Below are 20,177 nucleotides of genomic sequence, written 5' to 3'. Positions count from 1 at the left end.
CAGGCGAGGCCGCCGACACCGCCACGGTTCACCCGTTGACGGGATCGCCGCCCCACGTCAGGTCGCTGTCCTCGTCGACCGGGAAGGCCTCGAACCGGTCGTCGGCCAGGACCGCGTCGACCAGGGCACGTGACCCGGCGACGATCGTCGAGTCCCAGTCGATCTCCGACGCGAGCACCCAGGAGTGGTCTTCCGGCCAGAGCATCTGCGGGGTGTGGTGCAGGTCCGCGACCGTCCCGATCCGGGCACGGTCCAGCCACGCCGGGTCGGCGAGCTGCAGCAGGGTCATCGAGAGGAGGAGGCACTCGCGGTGCGGCCAGTCGAAGCGTTCGACCGCGAGGGCAGCACGGATCGCGGCCTGCGCATCGTCGTGCTGCGCCTGGATCTCGAGCGCGTAGCGGCGCATCGCCTCGATCTCCTCCGCAGTCGCCTGATCGGCGCCCTGCCACCCGACAGCAAGCGTCGACCCCCGCTCAGTTCGCTCCACCCGCTCCAGATCGCCGCGACCAGGTCGTCCGATGTCGAGGTCGATGCCGCGAGGTGCTCGGTGAGCGCAGCAAGCAGGATCGGCTCGAACCAACCTTCCTCGGGCGGGTGGACGCGCCAGCCGTCCTCGAACACCAGGTCGGACTCGTCGGTCCGGCCGGTCAGGCTCCGCCACTGGACGAGTGGGTGCACGATGCCGCCCGTTCGCGATGCGACGTCGGACCACCGCCACCGGCCGGACTCGAGGACGGGGTGGTCCTCCCGTTCGTCCACGGTCGAACGGTCCTCGCGGTCCGCCGACACCGGGTGGAGGATGCGCGCGGAGGCCTCGAACCCGGTTCCGGCTGTCCCGCCCACGGTGCCGAACGTTCCCGCCCGGGCGAGCAGCCAGGCGCCGCGGGACACGTCGGTGATCAGTTCCACGTGCCGAGCCTAGGACGAGCCCCGACCGACACCGTCCGCGTGCACCGGCAGCGTCGGCAGAGCCGGGGCCGGATCCGTCGCGAGCCGAGCGTGGGTCTCCACGTCGAAGCGTTCGACGCCGTACCGCAGCTTCTGTCGCTCGGTGCCCTCCGCGGCGAACCCGGCGGCACTGGCGACCCGGCAGGACGCGGGGTTGTTCACCCGGTGCCCGAGCTCCAGGCGGAACAGCCCGACGCCGAACGCCCAGGACGAGACACTCGCCAGCGCCGCCGTCGCCAGTCCGCGTCCGCGTCCCCCACGCGCCAGCCAGTAGGACGCCCAAGCCGTCCCGTGCCGGAACTCGATCGCGGTGAGCCCGACGTTCCCGATCACGACACCGGCGTCCACGACCGCCCAGTTCTTTGCGCGGTCGCCGAATCCGAGGGAACGGCTGATGTGCTCGCGCGACTGCGCCTCGTCGCGCAGATCGGCGTCGGGGAACTGCGTTTCCAGGTCCGGCGTCGTCCGCCGGGCGAGGAGCAGCGCAGGTGCGTCGTCGACCGACCACGGGCGCAGGGCGACCACCATGTGATCAGCCGACGGCGGGCGGCCGCGGACGGGACGCGCGCAGTGCCGGGAACTGCTCGTCGCGCCACTCACCGTCGACGGGCACGCCGCTCACGGCCGCACGTTCTTCGCGCTCCCGCAGCTCCACACGTCGGATCTTGCCCGAGATGGTCTTCGGCAGCTCCGCGAACTCGACCCGACGCACGCGTGCGTACGCCGGGAGCGCGGTCCGCGCGTACGCGAGCACCTGCTCGGCGGTGTCCGCCGTCGCCTCGAACCCGGCGGCGAGGGAGACGTACGCCTTCACGACGTTGAGTCGGGCGTCATCCGGGGCGGGCACGACGGCGCTCTCGGCCACGGCCGGGTGCTGCAGCAGGGCGCTCTCGACCTCGAACGGCGACACCTTGTAGTCGGACGACTTGAACACGTCGTCGGTCCGGCCGATGAAGGTCAGCTCCCCGTCGGCGTCTCGGACGGCGATGTCGCCGGTGTGGAAGAAGCCGTCGCGCATCGACGCCGCGGTCCGGTCGGGGTCACCGAGGTACTCGGCCATCAGGTTGACCGGCCGCTCGTCGAGGTCGAGGCAGACCTCGCCCTCGTCGCCGGGCTGCCCGGTGACCGGGTCCAACAGCGTCACAGTGACACCGGGCAACGCGCGGCCCATCGCACCGGGGGTGACGGTACTGCCCGGGGCGTTGCCGATGATCGCCGTGGTCTCGGTCTGCCCGTAGCCGTCGCGGATGGTCAGACCCCACGCGCGTTCGACCCGGTCGATGACCTCGGGGTTCAGTGGTTCTCCGGCCGACACGACCTCGCGCAGTGCCCGTGGGCGCGCACCGAGGTCGGACTGGAGCATCATCCGCCAGGCGGTGGGCGGTGCGCAGAACGTGCTCACCTCGGCGGCGTCCAGCTGCGCGAGGAGCGCGGCCGGATCGAACCGCGGGGTGTCGTGGACGAAGACGGTCGCCTCGGCGATCCACGGCGCGAAGAAGCAGCTCCAGGCGTGCTTGCCCCAGCCGGGCGAGGCTGATCGCCAGGTGCACGTCCCCAGGCCGTAGGCCGAGCCAGTGCATCGTGCTGAGGTGTCCGACGGGGTACGACGTCTGGGTGTGCACGACCATCTTCGGCTTCGAGGTCGTGCCCGACGTGAAGTAGACGAGGCAGGCATCGGAGGTCTTGGTGACCACGATCGGTCGCGACTCCCCGCGGGCGCTGGTTCTCCGAGGTCCGACGGGTACTCCGTCCAGCCGTCCGCCGTGCCGCCGATGACCACACGCGAGAAGTCCCCGCGGACGTGGTCGTACTTCGCGGTCTCGCTGCGGTTCGTGACGACGTGTGCGACGGCTCCGCGATCGACGCGGTCCTGCAGGTCTGCGGTGTCGAGCATCGTCGACGTCGGCAGGATCACGGCCCCGAGCTTGATCACCGCGAGCATCGTCTCCCACAGCTCGAGCTGGTTGCCGAGCATGACCAGCACGTGGTCGCCCTTCCGGACGCCGTGCTCGTGCAGGCGCACGGCCAAGCGGTCGGACCGGGCGGCCATCTCCGCGTAGCTGAGCCGCTGTTCCGAGCCGGCCGCGTCGACGATCCAGAGCGCGATGCGGTCGTTGCCGGCCGCGATGACGTCGAACCAGTCGTTCGCCCAGTTGAAGGTGTCGCCGAGGTCCGGCCACCGGAAGTCGGCACGGGCGGCATCGGCGGACTCTGCGGAGAGCAACTGGTCACGGGCAGCGCGGTACGCGGTGGTCACGTTCGGGTTGGGCACGGACCGATCATGCCGCATCCCTCTGGTCGCCGATCCCGAACAGCCGGCGTGCGTTCCCCGACGTGAACGCATCGCGGGCCGTGTCCGAGGGGAACTCCCGCAGGAACGTTTCGATCTCGTCCGCGGAGGGCCGCTGGAACGGGTGGTCGGTGGAGAACATCAGCCGGTCGGGCGTCGTGACGTCGAGCGCGTGCCGGAGCAGCGTGGGGCTGAGCATGCCCGAGCTGGTGATGTGGACGTTGGAGCGGACGTAGTCGGAGACCTTCCGCTCGAGCCCCGCGACCCGCGAGAGGCTGTCCGCGCGGTCGAGCCAGAAGAGCAACAGCTCGCCCCAGTGGCCCAGCACGATCTGCAGGTCCGGGTGCCGGTCGAAGGTGCCACCGACGATGAGGCGAAGTGCCGCGCGTGCCGCCTCGAGGTGCCACCCCCACCCGAAGGTCGCCAATCCGAGCTCGACCATCGGGTCGAACCCGTGGTACGCCGCTTCGCGCAAACGCTTCGACGGGACCTGCGGGTGGATGAAGACCGGCTGCCCCAGCGACGCTGCGGCGGCGAAGAGGTCGTCGTACCGGCGATCGTCGAGCGGCACCTCGCCGGTCCGCCCGTAGACCATCGCCCCCACGCAGCCGAGGCCGGCGGTGCGCTCCAGTTCGGCGACGGCAGCGCCCGGGTCGGCCATCGGCAGGGTCGAGAACGCGCGGAACCGGTCCGGGTGGTCCGCGACCGCGGCGATCGCGATGTCGTTCGCCTGCCGACTGAGCGGGATCGCGTCCGCAGCATCGAGCGGCTGCGCTCCGGGCGGCGCAAGGGACAGCACCTGGACGTCGATCCCCTGTGCGTCCATCGCTGCGAGCCGGGCGTCACCGAGGTCACGGAGCAGCTCGCCGTTGTCGCCGAGTTCGTCCAGCGCCGTGCTCGGGTCGCGGCGGTCCTCGGGCAGGGCGTTGACGGCGTCGGTCAGGGCCGGGTGGTTCCAGTGCTCTTCGATCGCGATCAGGGTCATTTGGTTCCTCCGTCAGGTCGTGTACCGACGTTCTCGCTCATCGGCGTTGAGTGAACCGTACACCTCGCTCAACGCCGTAGAGTCAGACGCATGGCCGAGACCTCACGCGACGCGAAGCGCGCACAGACCGCCGAGCGCATCCGCGCAGCCGCTCGGCAGCAGTTCGGTGCGAACGGGTACGAGGGCACGACGATCCGGAGCATCGCCGCAGCAGCGGGCATCGATCCGTCGCTCGTGATGCAGCACTTCGGGTCGAAGGCAGCGCTGTTCGCGACCGCCGTGCAGCTGCCGGCCACGTCGGACGGTGGGAGCGAGCGCGCGGCGGCCGACCACCTGCTCGACGTCCTGGGCATCCGGTTCGACGCGCTCCCCGCCGAGACGGCCGCGCTCGTCCGGTCGATGCTGACGGTGCCCGAGGCGGCGGACACCATGCGTGGCTACCTCGACGAGCGGGTCGAGAACCTGGCGCGCTCACTGGACGGCGACGACGCCAGGCTGCGGGCGTTGCTCACCGTGAGCGGCATCCTCGGCATCACGATCACCCAGCACTTCCTGCGCCTCAGCGCCTTCGACGGCGCGTCACGAGACGACCTCCTCCGGGCGGCGCAGGGCTGGGTCGAGTCGCTCACCACCGGGTCGCATCCCGCCGAGCCCGACGTGGGGCGGTAGCGGCGCTCACGCTGCTCCGCCCACGACCGCACGGATCGCTGCGATCGTGTCCGCGGTCTCCGCGTGCAGGTGCACCCGGATCCCCATCGCCCGCGCAGCCTCGATGTTCTCGGGTACGTCGTCGACGAAGAGGACGTCCTCGGGCGCGGCAGCGAGCTGGTCGAGTGCGATCCGGAAGGCCTCTGGCTCCGGCTTCGTGACCCCGATCTCGTGGCTGTAGCAGATTGGGTCGAACACGGCTGAGAACCCGAACCGTCGCTCCTCCTCCTGACGGGCGCCATCGCCCGAGTTGGACAGGATCGCGAGCCCGACCGTCCCGCGCAGACCGGCGACGAAGTCGAAGAGCGGCTCGTTCAAGGAGCCGCAGTACGCGTCCCAGAAGTCGGCTCGCATCGACGCGAGCACCTCGGCCGAGGCGCCGAGTGCGGCGCCGATCTTCCCCAGTACTCGTCGTCGACCCCGGTCCGTCGCGCAGCGTCGGGCAGGTCAGCGTCCGACAACCGCGAGGAGAACTCCTCGTCGGTCAGACCGAACGCAGCCGCCCACCTCGTGCGGAACTGCCCCGGCCATGCCGCGTCGTCGACCATCTCGAGCACGCCACCGACGTCGAGCAGCAGCCACCGCACCCCACCGCCGGTCACGCGGAGACCTCGTCGAGTCGGCGGATCATCTCGAGCTCCCGCTCGTCGGGCGCGAGGACGTACGGCTCGCTCACCCCGGTCAGCTCGTACCCACGTCGCGCGTAGAAGGCCTGCGCCCGCAGGTTGCGCTCGTGCACGTGGAGACGGAGCGTGGTCCCGTGGCCGGAAGCCCACGCCTCGATCGCGTCGAGCAGCGCATCGGTCACGCCGGCCGCACGGCCGCGGTGCGACGGCGCGACGTACACCCCGACCAGCAACGGCCCGGCAGCGGCGTCCCGGATGAACGACCCCATCGCACCGACCCAGCGGCCGTCGGCGTCGATCGCCACGAGCGCGGTCCCGCCGGCGTCCTGACCCCGGCGACCCCGCGCACGCCATTCGGTCTCGTCGAACTGCTCGGCATCCGCCAAGTGCTCCGCGAAAGCCATCGGGGTGTCCTGGAGCATCTCCAGGCGGAGCGCTCGGACGGCTTCCCAATCAGCCTCGGTCGTCGGTCGGATCGTGATCCCCTGCATGGACCGAGCGTAGGACAGACAGCCGTCGGCGAAACTCGTCCGAACGGATTCCAATCGACTTGGGGCAGGGCGCCGAATCACCTGCACAGACCGGGAACCACCCGGAGCGCTCACCAGCCGCACATTGCTGGTTCTCCACCCTGCACCAGGGTGTGTTCGGCGCGCACACAGCAGCCGCGCCGAGCGCGACACCTCAGCAAAGGACAGATCACCATGCGCAAGAGCCTGAAGACCTCCATCACCCTCGCCACGACCGGCGCCCTCGTGCTCGGCGGTGCCGCGTTCGGCATCTCCTCCGCCCAGGCCGCCACCCCGACCATCCACACGGTCTCGTCGTCGTCGTCGAAGATCCCCGCACCCGTCGCATCCGTCCCCGAGGTCCTCGGTGGCTCCACCGCCGTGAAGCTCGACTCCGGCTTCACCGACGCCCTCACCGCCCTCAAGCTCACCCCCGGCGTCTCCGGCGACGCAACCCTCGCCGACGGCTCCGTGTCGTTCCCGATCACCGCCGGGTCGGTCACCTACTGGTCGCCGGACGGCAACTACAAGCCCTACGTGCAGGGCCTGCTCAACCACGACGACTCCGGCCTCACCCTCAAGGCCGGCGACACCACCGTCACGCTCGAGAACTTCGTCGTGAACCCGGGCTCCTCCAAGCTCTACGGTGACGTCCTGGTCAACGGCAAGGTCGCCGCGTCCAACGCGTACCTGTTCGAGCTCTGGGGCGGTTCCCTCAAGCCCCTCCAGCTCGAGGGCGACAACGCCATCCTGACCGGCACCACCGTCCACGTCTCCGAAGACGCCGCCGGCCTGCTGAACAAGACCTTCGGCACCGACGCCGTCAAGCGCGGCCTCCTCGTCGGCACCGCCACCATCACCGCACAGATCAAGTAACACCCCACGTACTCCGGCTGTGCATGGCAGACCGGAACGGCCAACGCCCCGTCGCTCGCGACGGGGCGTTGCTCGTGCGTGGAGGCGCCGGGTCAGCGAGCCCGCGCTCGGTACGCACCTGGCGCAGTTCCACAGGCGCGGGTGAAGTGCACGTAGAAACTCGACTGCGACCCGAATCCCGCGGCGTGCGCGATCTCCGACGTCGTCATGGACGTCGTCGCGAGCAACCGCTGCGCCTCGGCCACCCGGCACCGTGTCAGGTACTCGACGATCGTGGTGCCGACGTCCTGTCGGAACACCGACATCGCGTAGTGCGGGTGCAGGTGTGCGGCCGCTGCGACGTCAGCGACCTCGATCGGTTCCCGGAAGCGGTCGACGACGAACCGCACCATGTCGATCACCCGGTGCATGGCATCCGCGGTGCCGTGCCCGCCGCCAGGCCGCAGGTCAACGGCGTCGCGGTGGTGCCGGAGCAGGCGACGCACGAGCGCCTGCGCCTCGAGGTTGGCGATGATCTCCGCACCGTCGTCCTCGAAGTCCCGCTGCCACGACCCGAGCATCGACTCGACGTCACGGCCAGCGGCTGCGGTCGGCACGACGACCGGGCGGTTCAGGAGCATCGCTCCGAGGTCGTGGTCGGGCAGTCCCCACGCCAGCACCTCGGCCAGCGGGATGTGCACCCAGCGGAACTCGCCCGTGCCGGTGCCGTCACCCACGAGCTGGTGCGGGGTCCAGCCCCAGAACAGTGCGATTTCGCCCGCGTGCACGCTGACCGGGGCACCGCCGAACCGGTAGTCCAGGTGCCCGTCGAGCACCAGGTTCATCTCGAGGTCGTCGTGCCGGTGGGACGACGCCATGAGCGGGGCCGGGCCGCGGTGGCTCCAGTACGCCGCTTCCATCGTCTCCACGTCGAGCACGATGTCGAGACTACGTCAGAGCCCCTCGGTACTCGGGCGGCGATGCGAGCCCAGCGCCTCCTTGTCCCACGCCGTCACGGACGCGAGACCTCGGGCGGCACGTTCCTCATCGAGGAGCTGTTGCACCACCTGGCTCTTCGCGGCCGTGTAGGCACGACCGTCCGACGATCGCGCTGCTCGGGTCTTGACCTCCCGGTACCGTGCAACGGCGGTCGGGCGCCTCACGCTGGTAGTCCGTCTCCCAGGAGTCGCGGTGTGCTTCCAGCTGCACCGCGGGAGGCTCTCCCACGGACCGGATCGTGGCCATCGCCGCTGGCCACAGCGCTTCCAAACGTGGTCCCCACGGATCCGCCATCACGCCGCTCTGACGGAGTTCGACCACCTCGGACGCGGGGAGCCACTTCCAGGCCATCACCTCGGCCGGAGCTGGCCGCACGGTCGCGCCGGCAGGTTCCCCCACGGTGAAGAGGTCCACCAGCGCAGAGTCCTCAGTGAAGCGACCGACCCACTGCAGCGCCTCGGGTGCGACCTCGAGGGCGGTCTCCTCGCGCAGTTCACGGCAGGCCGCCGCTTTCCCCGACTCGCCGGCGAGCGCGCTCCCTCCGGGGAACTCCCACCCGTACGCGAACTCCTTCGTCGGAGCTCGTTGCGTGACGAGGACGGTCCCGTCGGCGCGGTGGACGCAGACCGTGACCACGAGGTGGAAGGATCCGGCGGGCCAACCGCTGTCGCCTCGCCGGAACGTCGTGCCCGTCGCTCCACCGCCCGCATCGACCACGTCCCACCACTCGTCCACGACCGCCAGAGTACGACGACCGTCGCGACCCGGGTCGTGCCAGCGGGCGACTCAAGATCGCCGAGACCCCGCAGCGATGACGACGAATCGTCTCCACGTCGAGGACGATGTCGAGACGACGTCAGAGCCCCGTGCGTCTGTTCGTCTCCCAGTACCCCAACACCAGCTCGTCGCCCGGCGGCAGTTCGCGTTCGACGAGCCGGAAGAGTCGCCGCGCCTGGCGCTCGGACGAGCGCGCCGCGGCCTCGGTCGGCCATCCTGCCTCCACCGAGTAGCCCTCGTTGAACTCGGCGGCCCACCGCAGTACTTCGTCGCGGACCGTCTCCGACAGCGCCGGTGTCCCCTCGGGGCACAGGCCGTCCTCGTCCCAGAGCGGCCAATCGACGCTGTACTCGTTCATCAGTCGGTAGCGCACCCGACAACACTCGCACAGCGGGCCACGGACCGATCCGAGGATCCTGGAACCCCACCGTCCGAAGCCGGAGGACCGCACACCCCCGCGCTTCCTACCGTCGACACATGACCAAGATCACCATCATCGGCGCCGGCGGCTTCGTCTTCCCCTTCCGCCTCATCGGCGACCTCGTCTCCTTCCCCGCCCTGCAGAATGCGACGTTGCACCTCATGGACCTCGACGCGGGCCGGGTCGCCCGCACCGCGACGGCCGCCCGCGAGCTCGTCGCCCACCACGGCCTCGGCGTCGAGGTCCTCGACACCACGGACCGGCGTGCGGCCCTGGCGGGTGCGGACGTCGTCATCATCACGTTCCAGGTCGGCGGCGTCGAGTCGTACAAGTGGGACGTCGAGATCCCGCGCAAGTACGGCATCGACCAGGCGGTCGGCGACACCGTCGGCCCGGGTGGCGTCTTCCGCTTCCTGCGGTCGGTGCGCGCGTACGAGGACATCGCCCGCGACGCGCTCGAGCTCTGCCCGGACGCCCAGTTCATCAACTATGCGAACCCGATGGCGATGGCCACGGCGTTCCTCAACGCGAAGGGGCTCCGGACGGTGGGGCTCTGCCACAGCGTGCAGGGCACGACCCGCATGCTGGCGCGCACGCTCGGCGTGCCGTACGACGAGGTCGAGTTCGTCAGCGCGGGCATCAACCACCAGGCGTGGATCCTCGAGTTCACGCGTCGCAACGGCGAGGACCTGTACCCGCGTCTGCGCGAGGTGATGACGGCGAAGCACCAGCGGGGCGTCGCGGCGTCCGACCTGCACGACGACGACGGCGACCACAGCGAGGCGGCTGCCGCGGCGAGCAACTACGAGGGCGGCAACGAGCAGGTCCGCACCCAGCTGATGCGCTCGTTCGGGTACTTCGAGACCGAGTCGAGCCACCACGCCAGCGAGTACGTGCCGTACTTCCGCAAGGACCCGGAGACGGTGCTCGAGTACATCCCGGAGCGCTGGGACTACTACGAGATCTGCCTGGCGCACGACGAGCAGGGCGACGTGGACACGCAGCTCGAGAAGCTCAAGGCCGACCTGACGCCGAGCGTTGAGTACGGCGCGAGCATCGTGAACGCGATCGTGACGGGCGTCCCCGCGGTGGTCTACGGCAACGTCCCGAACGCCACGGGCGTCATCCAGAACCTGCCGTCCGACGCCTGCGTCGAGGTCGCGTGCCTGGTCGACGGCAAGGGGTGCAGCCGACGTCGTTCGGTGAGCTCCCGCCGCAGCTCGCCGCGATCAACCGCACGAACACGAACGTGCAGACCCTGGCGGTGCGCGCTGCGCTGACGGGCAACGTCGAGCACGTCCACCACGCGGTGGCTCTGGACCCGCTGACGGCGGCGCACCTGACGCTCGACCGCATCGCCGAGATGACCGACGAGCTCCTGCACGCCCACGCGGCGCTGCTCCCCGAGTCGTTGCGTCCGGCGGACGCGGTCACCGCGGCACCGGTGGCCGACCGGGAGGCCCGCCCCGCGCTCGTCTGAACCGTCGCGCCCGACGTGGGGTCGGGTCCAGGACGCGACCCCACGTCGGACGCGCGGCGCCCCGTGTGCGCACCCCGCGCCTCCCGGCCGACCTGAACGGCACCACGACCTCAAAGGAGAGGACCATGCCGACCCGACCATCCCCCAGCTCGCCAGACGGGGGTTCCTCGCCCTCGCCGGCATCTCGCTGACCGGCGCACTGGCAGCGTGCGCCGGCGGCGGAACGACCGGCCGCGGCGGGACGAAGCACATCCGCCTGTCCACCTGGAACATCCCGACGGACATCACGAGCTACCAGGCGATCGCCGACGAGTTCGTCGCGGCGCACCCTGGCACGAGCGTCGCCGTCGAGGTGACCACCGGGCAGTTCCACCAGTGGTTCATCACCCGGCTCGCCGCCGACCTGGCGCCGGACGTCATCCGGATCACCCCGCAGCAGATCGGTCGGTACGCCGCGAACGGCAGCCTGGTCGACATCTCGGGGTCCGTCCCGGCGGACTACCGGCAGGACTACAGCGACCCGTTCTGGGCGATCGGCGCGCGGGACGACGGCGTGTACGGCGTCTTCCAGCACACCGACAACTTCATCACCTACTACAACCGCGACGTCATGGAGCAGATCGGCGTCACGCCACCGCAGGCCCTGGCCGACGCGTGGACGTGGGACGAGTTCCTCGACGTCGCGCAGGAGGTCAAGCAGGTCACCGGCAAGTACGCATTCGGGTACGGGTGGTCGTCGCCCGAGACGGCGTACCGGTGGCTTCCGCTGGTCCACCAGAACGGCGGCGCGTTCCTCGGCGAGGACGGTGCCACCCCGTCGATGGACACCCCGGAGGCGATCGACGCCCTGGCCTTCGGCCGGAAGTGGTACGCCGACGGACTCGCGACCACGGGCAACCTCAGCAAGAGCGGCGGCGGCGACGTCTCGCGGAACCTGTTCCTGACGGGGCAGATCGGCATGATGCTCAACAACCCGGAGTCGATCGCGCAGCTCGACACCGACATGCCGGACAACTGGGGCACGGCCCCGATGATCCGGAACGTCGGCGAGGCGAGCGACCTGGGCGGCAACGCCCTGGCCGTCACGAAGTCGAGCAAGCACCCGGAGCTCGCGGCCGAGCTCGTGGCGATGATCACGTCCCGGTCGAAGATGCAGCAGTTCTGCCACGACGGCAACTGGCTGCCCGCCCGGAAGTCCCTCGACGCGAAGGACATCGGGTACGCCGCGAACACCGACACGATGCAGCGGTTCATCGACCAGGGGACGACGATCCCGCTCTCGATGGTGAAGGCCGAGAGCGGCGAGTACTTCAGCTCGCTCAACGCGGTGTTCGCCGACTACCTCGACCTCTGCCTGCTCGGGCAACTGAGCCCGAAAGAGGCCTCGAACCAGATGATGGAGGCGATGCGCAGTGTCACTGCGAACTGAGACCGCGCCGGTCCGAACGACGGCGTCCACCGCCCCACCGACCGGCGGGCTCCCCGCTGGCGGCGGCGCCCGCCGGAGCCGGGGCCGCTTCGTCCCGTACGTGTTCATCGGCCCCGCGGCGCTGCTGTTCCTCGGCTTCTCGCTCATCCCGATCATCACGGCGATCGCGCTGAGCTTCCAGGACTCCAGCACCTCGCTCGGCGACGGCACCTGGGTCGGCGGGAAGAACTTCGTCGACATGGGCTCCGACCCACTCATCGGCACGGCGCTGCGGAACACGCTCGTGTTCACGCTCGGCACCGTGCCGACCTCGATGGCGATCGGGCTCGCCCTGGCGGTCGCCCTGAACCGGCCGCTGCCCGGGCGCTCGGTGTTCCGTGCCCTGTTCTTCGTGCCGATGGTCGCGGCCGGCGTCGTGGTGGGCGTCATCATGTCGTGGATCTTCAACGGCGACTACGGCGTCGTGAACAACCTGCTCGAAGCGCTCGGGATGGGGCGCGTGCCCTGGCTGACCGCTCCGGGGTGGGCGATGGCGACCCTGGTGGCCGTCGTGGTCTGGACCCGGATCGGCTTCTGCATGGTGATCTACCTCGGCGCGCTGCAGTCCGTGCCCGCCGAGCTCAAGGAGGCCGCGGCGATCGACGGCGCCTCGCGATGGGTCCGGTTCCGGACCATCACGTGGCCGCTGCTCCGCCCGACGACGTCGATCCTGCTCATCCTGAACGTCGTGTTCTCGTTGCAGGCCTTCGACGTCATCTACGTGATGACCGGCGGTGGCCCCGGCTTCTCGACGACCGTGCTGATCCAGTACGTGTTCCGGTCCGCGTTCATCGATGCCCGGATGGGCTACGCCGCGGCGCTCGGACTGGTGCTCGTCGCGATCCTGCTCGTGTTCACGCTGCTCCGGCAGCGCGCCAACCGCAAGGCGGAGGAGATGCTCTGATGGCCGTACTCGATGTCCGCGGTCCCCGCCGACGTCCGGCTGGAGCCCGCTCCCGGCGCCGGCCTGGTCGTTGGGTGCTCGTCGCCGGGCTCACCGCCCTGGCGATCCTGATGGTGTTCCCGCTGTACTGGATGGTCGTCTCGGCACTCACCCCCGGCGGGCAGTCGCAGAGCGGCACGTTCTCGCTGTTCCCGACGCGGCCGACGTTCGAGAACTACACGCAGGTGTTCAGCACGCAGCCGGTCTGGCGGTGGCTCGGCAACTCGGCGCTCATCACCAGCGTCGGCACCGCGTTGAGCGTCGTCGTCTCGCTGATGGCCGGGTACGCCCTCGCCAAGTTCCGGTTCATCGGGCGGGGCCTGCTGTACTCGGCGTTCCTCGTCACGATCATGATCCCCATCCAGGTCACCCTGGTGCCGAGCTTCCTGGTCGTCGCGAAGATCGGTCTGGTCGACTCCCCTGGGCGGTGATCCTGCCGACCGTGTTCGACGTCGTCGGGATCTTCATCGCCCGGCAGTTCATGCTCGGGGTGCCGGACGCCCTGATGGAGGCCGCTCGGCTCGACGGCGCCGGAGAGTTCCAGACGTTCTTCCGGGTGGTGCTGCCCTCGTGCGGTCCCCTCATCGGTGTGCTCGTGATCCTCGGCTTCATGACGCGGTGGAACGACTTCCTCTGGCCGCTCGTCGTGCTGCAGGGCAACGAGAACCTGACCGTGCCGGTGGCCCTGTCGACGTTGACGAACAACCCGGCGTTCAGTTCACCGTGGGGTGCCGTCATGGCCATCGCGACCGTGACCGTGCTGCCGCTGCTCGTGGTGTTCCTGGCGTTCCAGCGCCAGTTCGTGCAGGGCATCGCGTCGACCGGGATCAAGTAGCGCGGCGGCGGGCGTTGGTCGCGGCGGCGGTCGGAACCTTGCACGTGGACGCCGTCGGTTGATATGTTGGCGGCGATCCACGCGGGGGGACATGGGGGATCTGCAGGTCGACACGTCGGCGCTCGACGCCTTGACGCACGCCCTCACGCCGGTGCCCCAGGCCGTCCGCCTGGACCGATCGTTCCGTGATCCACGTGAAGACGCCCTCGGGTCGGCGGAGGTGGCCGGCGCCCTCGGTGATGCGGGCTCGACCGTGACGGACCGCGCCGAGGTACTCGCACAGTCCCTCACCGCGATCGGACAGTACCCCTTCCAGGTCGCGACGCAGATCTCGGCGACCGAAGACGACCTCGCCGGACAGGCCGGTGGTCGCTGATGACCTGGACCACGACCGACCCGGGCGCCGGCGACACCGCCGCCGTCACGGCACTGGCGACGGCACGACGCACCAGGGCCGACGAGCTCCGCGACGTCGAACGGACGCTGCGTGGTGTCGCGGGTGACGGTCAGAGCGCCGATTGGAAGGGTCGCGCCAAGGAGCCGTTCATGGCGAACATCGGCGACTTCACCGCGGACACGATGACGCTCCGCACCGCGCTCGACGAGCAGGCAGCAGCGCTCGAGCAGTACGCCAGCGACCTGCACGCCGTGCAACAGGAACAGCAGCGGCTCGAGACGGCCCGCGCATCGGCCGCCGAGGCACTGGCGACGGCGCAGTCGGCCCTCGACACGGCCCGTTCCGAATCGCGCGCAGCCGCATCCGACGACAGCGCGACACCCGAGTCGCGAGACGCGCTCCGCTCGGCGGCGAACCAGCACGAGGACTCGGTCTCCGCCGCGGTCACCACCAGCCGTGCGCTCGACCTCGAGTGGGATGCCCTCGTCGAGCAGCGTCGCACCGCGGACCGGAAGTGCTCCGACGCCCTGAGCGGCCGCGTCGCCAACGGACTCCCGCGCACCCTCTCGCAGTCGTCGATCGCCGGCGCCACTCCCCTGACCCTGCTCGCCCTGCTGCAGGGCATGACCGCCGACGAGGCCGCGGCCTTCCTCGAGAAGCACCCCGAGGCGGCCGAGGCGATCGAGCAGGCTGATCCCGGTGCCGTCCGCGCGTGGTGGCAGTCCCTCGGCACGGGCGACGACTCGGTCCTCTCCCTGAGCAACTGGCGCTCGTCGGTTCGATCCCGAGCGTGCTCGGAGCGCTGAACGGCGTCCCGCCGGCTGCTCGTGTCGCCGCCAACCGGAACCTCGCCGGCGACCGGCTCTCGACGGTGCAGTCGCGGCTCCAAGCCCTCCGCATCGCGCAGGGTCTGTCGAAGTCGCTCACCGGTCGGACGGACAAGAAGACCCAGGACGAGATCGACAGCCTGGCGCTCGAGGAGAAGTACCTCCTGCGCGTCGTGGCAGAGCCGCCGAAGACGCAGCTGTACCTCTACGACCCCGTCGAGAAGCGCATCATCGAGATGATCGGGACGCCCTCGCCGGACACGAAGCACGTGATCACCTACGTGCCGGGGACCTTCAGCAACATGGAGTCCTTCTACGGCGGTGGCGTCCAGCAGGTGGCCGAGTACCTCCACGCCTACTCGCCCGACGACACCGTCGCCTTCGTCGCGAAGGACGGCGTGTTCCCGGGCGAGGAGACCGCGGGTCCGGCGGGCGTCAACGAGGCGAACCAGCCGGAGTTCGCGCTCGGGCCCGCCGAACGGCTCCGGCAGCTCGCCGCGGGCCTCGACGTGGACCCGGACCTCGCGAACGCCCGGACCACCGCGATCGGGCACAGCTGGGGTGTGGCGAACATCACCACGTCCGAGACCCTCGGCACGCAGTACAACCAGGTCGTCTCGCTGTCCGGAGCCGGGATGCCCGAGACCTGGAAGCCGAACCAGCTCACGACCTACACCGACTACTCGTACGTCGACATCCTCCAACTCGGTCAGGCGACCGGTCAGGTCTGGGACGGCAACAATCCCCGGTGGAACCCCGCCTTCGCCCATGGCGAGTACTACGGCCCGGCGCCGGATGACGTCAACCCGTACGATTTCAGCAACCTCATGGAACAGCACAACAAGGTTGCCCGCATCGAAGGGAACCAGGATGTCCTGGACGACCTGGTAGGAGAGATCTACCCGTGATCCGCCGCTCGCTCACCACCCTCACCGTCGGGGCGTCCATCTCCCTGGCCCTCACCGCTTGCGCCGGAGGACAACCCATGGCGGAATCACCGACACCGACGTCGAGTTCGAGCTCGAACCAGGCAGCAGCGCGATCCGACGCCGAGCGCCACACCGGCGAGGTCCAGCGGCGGATCGCCGACACCTTCGCGTCCTCCGCCGTGGCCTCGGAGACCACCCGCGACTGGGTGCTGCTCGCCTGCGCAGCCGATGCGGTCCAGTCGGCCGGCGGCATCACGCTCCAGCTCGCGAAGTCGGTGCCGGTCGACGAGGCGTACGAGTCGATCCGCGGTGCGATCTCCGACGAGCCGTCGTTCACGACGAAGACGGACCAGACGTCGAAGGGTCTCGATCGGCTGTCCCTCAGCAACGGCGCCGGCGAACGCTACCTCGTGACGATCGACGATGACGGGGATCGTCCGCATCGCCTCGTTCTCGCCGTGCTTCCCCGGATCCCTGGCCGACCGGTGAGGTGTCCGCAGCCGCGCGAGTGACAGGACGGTCCAGAACGGTCATCGCCAGCCTCGTGATGTCCCTGGCCCTGTCACTCACCGCGTGCGATGGAGGACCGTCGATGACCGAGACACCCGATTCGAGCACATCGCCCTCGATCACTCGCGCTGCTGCTGAGGAGCAGACGACGTCGATCCTGGACCGTGTCATCGCTGCATTCCCCGACGGCGCGGTCGCGAGCCGTCGAACGATCGACTGGACCTTGCTCGCGTGCTCGGACACCGAAGTCTCGGCTGCCGGCGGCGCATGGCTGACGCTGGCACGGGACGTGGACGCGGACGCCGCGTACGACGCGATGATCGCGGCTGTCCGCGACGACGGCTACACCGCGACCACGGACACGACCGGCAAGGGGGCGAAACGCTTGACGATCACCGGTGCCGACGACGACCAGTTCCTCGTCACGATCTACAACGACACGCAGAAGGCCCGGATCTCGTCGTTCTCGCAGTGCTTCCCGGGGTCCCTCACCGACGGCTGAGCAGGGCCGTCCCGAGGACCCCGGCCCCCGTCAGACCGCGGCGCGGAGCACAGCTCCCACGACCCGCGCGGGCTCCGGCAGCTGCTCGTTCGTCGCCGACGCTCGGAAGGAGTCGAGTGCAAGCGCAGCGAACCGCCGCGCGGCCCCGAGTCGCTCGGCCTCGTCGTCTCCCCGGAGCCCCCGCGCCGCGAACAGCACGAGGAGCAGGTCGTCGACGACGAAGTCCGGCCGCAGCCGTCCCTCGGCCTTCGCTCGCACCGACAGGGCTGCGATCGCGTGCAGGAGCTCGGCGCGGTGCCGGGCGAGCCGGTCGGACACCTGCCCGGCGGCAACGAGCGCATCGACGAAGCCCTGGTTGCGGGCGTTCAACTCGACGGTGCGCTCGACGACGGAGCGCAGGCCCAGCCAGGGGTCGGGGTGCACGGCGCCCTCGAGGACGATGCTCCGACACAGCTCGAGCTCGTCCTCGAACGCGGCGTCGACCAGGTCCTGCCGCGTCGGGAAGCGTCGGTACAGCGTCGCCGGGCCGACCCCCGCGTGCCGGGCGACGTCGCGCATCGTCACGTCGAGACCGCGCGAGCCGAACAGGTCACGCGCCGCCTGCAGCACACGGTCGCGGTTAGCCTGCGCATCAGCCCGCAGGTGAGGCATCTGGGCGGTCATCCGTTCCACTTTAGTCAAGTGGACGCAGGCGTCCGTTAGCGTCGCAGCATGCTCGCAGTCACCATCCAGTCCTTCGGATCGCCGGACGGCCTCGTCCCCACCGACCTCACAGAACCCGTTGCAGCGCCCGGCCAGGTCGTCATCGACGTCGAGGCGATCGGCGTCGGCGGTGTCGACGCCGTCATCCGGCGCGGCACCCTCGGCCGCCCGGGGATCGACCCCGAGTACGTCCCCGGCAGCGAGGTGGCCGGTACGGTCGTCGCCGTCGGGAACGCCCTCGATGACGCGTGGCTCGGCCGGCGGGTGTGGGCGTTCACCGGGGTCGGCGGGGCCTACGCCGAGCGGGTCGTCGCGCGGATCGCCGACCTGACACCGCTCGACGACGGATTCGGCGCAGTGGAGGCCGTCGCCCTCGGGTCGGCGGCCCCGGTTGCACGGTTTGCGCTCGCGCACGCGCACCTGGACGCCGGCGAGCGAGTGCTGGTCCGCGGCGCCGCCGGCAGCATCGGGATCGCAGCGGTCGAGCTCGCCGTGCAGGCGGGAGCCGAAGCCGTCGCGGTGACGACCGGTTCGGCGGAGCGCGGCGAACGGCTGCGCGGACTCGGCGCGACGCACGTGCTCGACCGGCAGGGCCTCGGCGACGGCCCCGAGGCCTACGACGCCGTCATCGACGTCGTCGGCGGCCCCGCGATGCCCGACTTCATCGACCGCCTGGCACCCAACGGGCGGCTCGTGATCGTCGGTGCCGTCGCTGGGATGCCGCCGGCGGACTTCGGAGGGCACCTGCTGCGCGCGTTCCAGCAGTCGCGGTCCGTCGCGACGTTCAGCCTCGACTCGGTGCCGCGCGGCGCGCTGGCCGCGGCCCGCGCGGAGCTGTTCCGCGCCGCCGCCGCAGGCGAGCTCACCCCGGTCGTCGACGACGTGCTGCCGCTCGCCGAGGCAGCGGAGGCGCACCGACGCATGGACGCGGGCCGGGTGTTCGGACGGATCGTCCTGACGCCCTGAACCTCGAGCCAGGCCGGCCCGCGCGTCCCTGGCGTCATCGGGCGTACCAGCGCAGTGGACAAGGGAAAGAAACGACGGGAGGCACGGTGCCAGCTGGCACCGTGCCTCCCGTCCGTCGTCCGCGTCAGCGGATGATCGAGATGTTGTCCGCCTGCGGGCCCTTCTTGCCGGGGCCCACGTCGTACTGCACGTGGTCGTTCTCCTCGAGCGACCGGTAGCCGGTCGTCGCGATGATGCTGGAGAAGTGGGCGAACAGGTCCTCGGACCCGTCGTCGGGGTGGATGAAGCCGTACCCCTTGGCGTGGTCGAACCACTTCACGGTGCCGGTCGGCATGGTCGACAGCACAGCGTCAGTGGATGCGCAGTTGCGCGACCATCGGGCAGGCGAACGGATCGCGGGCAGCGAGCCCGACGCGGTTCAGGTACCGGACGACGATGCCGTAGGAGCGCAGCAGGGTGGTCTCTGTGTAGGGCACTTCGAGTGTGTCGCAGTGGTCGCGGACGAGCAGGCGGGCCTGCTTCAGCGCCGGACGCGGCATCGACGGGAACAGGTGGTGCTCGACCTGGTAGTTCAGCCCGCCCATCAGGAACGAGACCCACCAGCCGCCGCGGATGTTGCGCGACGTGCGGACCTGGCGCGAGAAGAAGTCGACCTTGGCGTCGTGCGCGATCGTCGGCATGCCCTTGTGGTTCGGGGCGAACGAGGCGCCCATCATCACGCCGAACACGGCGAGCTGCACACCGAGGAACGCGCAGGCCATGCCGAACGGCAGGAACCAGAACACGACCGTCAGGTAGATGCCGAAGCGGGCGACGAGCAGCGCGGCCTCGAGCCAGCGGTGCTTCACGTCGGCCTTGGTGCCGTTGCCGGTGACGATGCTCTGCACGGCGTACCGGTGCAGGTTCAGGCCCTCGAGCGTCAGCAGGGGGAAGAACAGCCAGCCCTGGAACCGCATGAACGTCGTCATGAGCGGGCCCTTGACCGCGGCGGCGTCCTCCGGCAGGAACCGGATGCCGTCGGGTGCGATGTCCGGGTCCTTGCCGACGGTGTTCGGGTTGCCGTGGTGGCGGGTGTGCTTGTTCATCCACCACGAGTAGCTGAGGCCGACCAGGAAGGTGCCGAGCCAGCGGCCGGCGTGGTCGTTCCACTTCTGCGAGGCGAAGACCTGGCGGTGCGCGGCCTCGTGCGACAGGAACGCGAACTGCGTGAAGATCACGCCGAGCGCGCCGGCGACGATCAGCTGGAACCACGAGTCACCGAGGAACGCGAACGCGACCCATGCGAGCGCGAAGGTGACGATGAGTGTGCCGAACAGCGACCAGTAGAACCCGGTGCGGCGGCGGAGGAGTCCGTTCTCCTTCACCTGCGCGAGCAGAGCGGAGTAGGTCGAGGTGCCCTTGGGGCTTCCTGTTCCTGGACGAGTACGTGTGTAGCCCGGAGCGAGCGGAGTGGTGGTCAAGAGGACCGACCTTCCGGTACGGACCGGCCCTTCAGCCGGT

General features: G+C 70.1%; 26 protein-coding genes and 1 pseudogene. 13 read left to right on the top strand and 14 right to left on the bottom strand.

Going from position 1 to position 20,177, the window contains the following annotated elements; genetic code table 11:
- Positions 1-28: 28 nt before the first annotated feature.
- Genes JN350_RS09740 through JN350_RS09720 form a run of 5 tightly spaced genes read right to left on the bottom strand, consistent with a single transcriptional unit; the run spans position 29 to position 4,223 of the window.
- Positions 29-289, bottom strand: coding sequence for a hypothetical protein (locus tag JN350_RS09740; RefSeq protein WP_205462053.1), 261 nt, complete (start codon positions 287-289; stop codon positions 29-31).
- Positions 286-909 (bottom strand): hypothetical protein, encoded by a 624-nt coding sequence (locus tag JN350_RS09735; RefSeq protein ID WP_205462052.1) that lies wholly within the window; start codon positions 907-909, stop codon positions 286-288. The genes JN350_RS09740 and JN350_RS09735 overlap by 4 nt, the downstream gene beginning before the upstream one ends.
- 9 nt (positions 910-918) lie before the next feature.
- Positions 919-1,476 (bottom strand): GNAT family N-acetyltransferase, encoded by a 558-nt coding sequence (locus JN350_RS09730; protein ID WP_205462051.1) that lies wholly within the window; start codon positions 1,474-1,476, stop codon positions 919-921.
- Between the two features lie 4 nt (positions 1,477-1,480).
- Positions 1,481-3,220, bottom strand: a complete 1,740-nt coding sequence (locus JN350_RS09725; RefSeq protein WP_275897968.1) for an AMP-binding protein — start codon at positions 3,218-3,220, stop codon at positions 1,481-1,483.
- Between the two features lie 7 nt (positions 3,221-3,227).
- A complete protein-coding gene (locus JN350_RS09720; RefSeq protein WP_205462050.1) occupies positions 3,228-4,223 on the bottom strand; it encodes an amidohydrolase family protein in 996 nt (331 codons plus the stop codon).
- Between the two features lie 90 nt (positions 4,224-4,313).
- Between JN350_RS09720 and JN350_RS09715 the strand changes: the two genes are divergently transcribed.
- Entirely contained in the window at positions 4,314-4,892 is a 579-nt protein-coding gene (locus tag JN350_RS09715; RefSeq protein WP_205462049.1) for a TetR/AcrR family transcriptional regulator, read from the top strand.
- Positions 4,893-4,898: 6 nt separating this feature from the next.
- Here JN350_RS09715 and JN350_RS09710 read toward each other — a convergent pair whose 3' ends face one another.
- Genes JN350_RS09710 through JN350_RS09705 form a run of 3 tightly spaced genes read right to left on the bottom strand, consistent with a single transcriptional unit; the run spans position 4,899 to position 6,048 of the window.
- Positions 4,899-5,285, bottom strand: a complete 387-nt coding sequence (locus tag JN350_RS09710) for an HAD-IA family hydrolase (protein WP_240347237.1) — start codon at positions 5,283-5,285, stop codon at positions 4,899-4,901.
- Entirely contained in the window at positions 5,246-5,533 is a 288-nt protein-coding gene (locus tag JN350_RS19350; RefSeq protein WP_240347236.1) for a hypothetical protein, read from the bottom strand. Before JN350_RS19350 ends, JN350_RS09710 begins: the two co-directional genes overlap by 40 nt.
- Complete coding sequence (locus JN350_RS09705) at positions 5,530-6,048, bottom strand: GNAT family N-acetyltransferase (RefSeq protein ID WP_205462048.1); 519 nt, start codon at positions 6,046-6,048, stop codon at positions 5,530-5,532. The genes JN350_RS19350 and JN350_RS09705 overlap by 4 nt, the downstream gene beginning before the upstream one ends.
- Positions 6,049-6,261: 213 nt before the next feature.
- Between JN350_RS09705 and JN350_RS09700 the strand changes: the two genes are divergently transcribed.
- Positions 6,262-6,942 carry a hypothetical protein gene (locus tag JN350_RS09700; protein WP_205462047.1) on the top strand — a complete coding sequence of 227 codons (681 nt, stop codon included), beginning with the start codon at positions 6,262-6,264 and terminating at the stop codon, positions 6,940-6,942.
- Between the two features lie 92 nt (positions 6,943-7,034).
- Here JN350_RS09700 and JN350_RS09695 read toward each other — a convergent pair whose 3' ends face one another.
- The 3 genes from JN350_RS09695 to JN350_RS09685 all read right to left on the bottom strand — a co-directional run bounded on the left by JN350_RS09695 (position 7,035) and on the right by JN350_RS09685 (position 9,055).
- Positions 7,035-7,859 (bottom strand): helix-turn-helix domain-containing protein, encoded by an 825-nt coding sequence (locus JN350_RS09695; protein WP_123338428.1) that lies wholly within the window; start codon positions 7,857-7,859, stop codon positions 7,035-7,037.
- A 106-nt stretch (positions 7,860-7,965) separates the two neighbouring features.
- Complete coding sequence (locus tag JN350_RS09690; RefSeq protein ID WP_205462046.1) at positions 7,966-8,655, bottom strand: NUDIX domain-containing protein; 690 nt, start codon at positions 8,653-8,655, stop codon at positions 7,966-7,968.
- A gap of 121 nt (positions 8,656-8,776) precedes the next feature.
- A complete protein-coding gene (locus tag JN350_RS09685; RefSeq protein ID WP_205462045.1) occupies positions 8,777-9,055 on the bottom strand; it encodes a hypothetical protein in 279 nt (92 codons plus the stop codon).
- 119 nt (positions 9,056-9,174) lie between these two features.
- Between JN350_RS09685 and melA the strand changes: the two are divergent.
- From melA to JN350_RS09640, 10 genes and pseudogenes are all read left to right on the top strand, one after another.
- Positions 9,175-10,598 (top strand): annotated as a pseudogene (gene melA, locus JN350_RS09680) (alpha-galactosidase).
- A 139-nt stretch (positions 10,599-10,737) separates the two neighbouring features.
- Positions 10,738-12,027: an ABC transporter substrate-binding protein gene (locus JN350_RS09675; RefSeq protein WP_240347711.1), complete on the top strand. Its 1,290-nt coding sequence runs from the start codon at positions 10,738-10,740 to the stop codon at positions 12,025-12,027.
- Positions 12,011-12,970, top strand: coding sequence for a carbohydrate ABC transporter permease (locus JN350_RS09670; RefSeq protein ID WP_205462044.1), 960 nt, complete (start codon positions 12,011-12,013; stop codon positions 12,968-12,970). The genes JN350_RS09675 and JN350_RS09670 overlap by 17 nt, the downstream gene beginning before the upstream one ends.
- A gap of 74 nt (positions 12,971-13,044) precedes the next feature.
- Entirely contained in the window at positions 13,045-13,440 is a 396-nt protein-coding gene (locus JN350_RS19340) for a carbohydrate ABC transporter permease (protein WP_240347233.1), read from the top strand.
- Positions 13,437-13,844, top strand: coding sequence for a carbohydrate ABC transporter permease (locus JN350_RS19335; protein WP_240347232.1), 408 nt, complete (start codon positions 13,437-13,439; stop codon positions 13,842-13,844). The genes JN350_RS19340 and JN350_RS19335 overlap by 4 nt, the downstream gene beginning before the upstream one ends.
- A 91-nt stretch (positions 13,845-13,935) precedes the next feature.
- On the top strand, positions 13,936-14,220 hold the full coding sequence (locus JN350_RS09660) for a hypothetical protein (RefSeq protein WP_205462043.1): 285 nt from the start codon (positions 13,936-13,938) through the stop codon (positions 14,218-14,220).
- Complete coding sequence (locus tag JN350_RS09655) at positions 14,220-15,047, top strand: hypothetical protein (RefSeq protein WP_205462042.1); 828 nt, start codon at positions 14,220-14,222, stop codon at positions 15,045-15,047. Before JN350_RS09660 ends, JN350_RS09655 begins: the two co-directional genes overlap by 1 nt.
- Positions 15,032-15,976 carry a hypothetical protein gene (locus tag JN350_RS09650; protein ID WP_205462041.1) on the top strand — a complete coding sequence of 315 codons (945 nt, stop codon included), beginning with the start codon at positions 15,032-15,034 and terminating at the stop codon, positions 15,974-15,976. Before JN350_RS09655 ends, JN350_RS09650 begins: the two co-directional genes overlap by 16 nt.
- Positions 15,977-16,053: 77 nt before the next feature.
- Positions 16,054-16,509 carry a hypothetical protein gene (locus JN350_RS09645; RefSeq protein ID WP_205462040.1) on the top strand — a complete coding sequence of 152 codons (456 nt, stop codon included), beginning with the start codon at positions 16,054-16,056 and terminating at the stop codon, positions 16,507-16,509.
- Positions 16,510-16,589: 80 nt separating this feature from the next.
- On the top strand, positions 16,590-17,009 hold the full coding sequence (locus JN350_RS09640; RefSeq protein WP_205462039.1) for a hypothetical protein: 420 nt from the start codon (positions 16,590-16,592) through the stop codon (positions 17,007-17,009).
- 30 nt (positions 17,010-17,039) lie between these two features.
- Here JN350_RS09640 and JN350_RS09635 read toward each other — a convergent pair whose 3' ends face one another.
- Complete coding sequence (locus JN350_RS09635) at positions 17,040-17,672, bottom strand: TetR/AcrR family transcriptional regulator (RefSeq protein WP_205462038.1); 633 nt, start codon at positions 17,670-17,672, stop codon at positions 17,040-17,042.
- Between the two features lie 48 nt (positions 17,673-17,720).
- Between JN350_RS09635 and JN350_RS09630 the strand changes: the two genes are divergently transcribed.
- Positions 17,721-18,677: a zinc-binding dehydrogenase gene (locus JN350_RS09630; RefSeq protein ID WP_205462037.1), complete on the top strand. Its 957-nt coding sequence runs from the start codon at positions 17,721-17,723 to the stop codon at positions 18,675-18,677.
- 124 nt (positions 18,678-18,801) lie between these two features.
- On the opposite strand, the gene JN350_RS09625 is transcribed toward JN350_RS09630, so the two are convergent.
- Together JN350_RS09625 and JN350_RS09620 are read right to left on the bottom strand one after the other, a co-directional pair.
- The gene (locus JN350_RS09625; RefSeq protein ID WP_111086735.1) at positions 18,802-19,011 is read right to left on the bottom strand and encodes a cold-shock protein; all 210 of its coding nucleotides are present in this window, start codon (positions 19,009-19,011) and stop codon (positions 18,802-18,804) included.
- Positions 19,012-19,027: 16 nt separating this feature from the next.
- Entirely contained in the window at positions 19,028-20,137 is a 1,110-nt protein-coding gene (locus tag JN350_RS09620; protein WP_123673544.1) for a fatty acid desaturase family protein, read from the bottom strand.
- Positions 20,138-20,177: the final 40 nt, after the last annotated feature.

Source organism: Curtobacterium sp. 24E2 (genome assembly GCF_016925595.1).
In the GTDB taxonomy this organism is placed as follows: Bacteria; Actinomycetota; Actinomycetes; order Actinomycetales; family Microbacteriaceae; genus Curtobacterium.
This window is presented reverse-complemented; position numbering and strand designations above follow the sequence as displayed.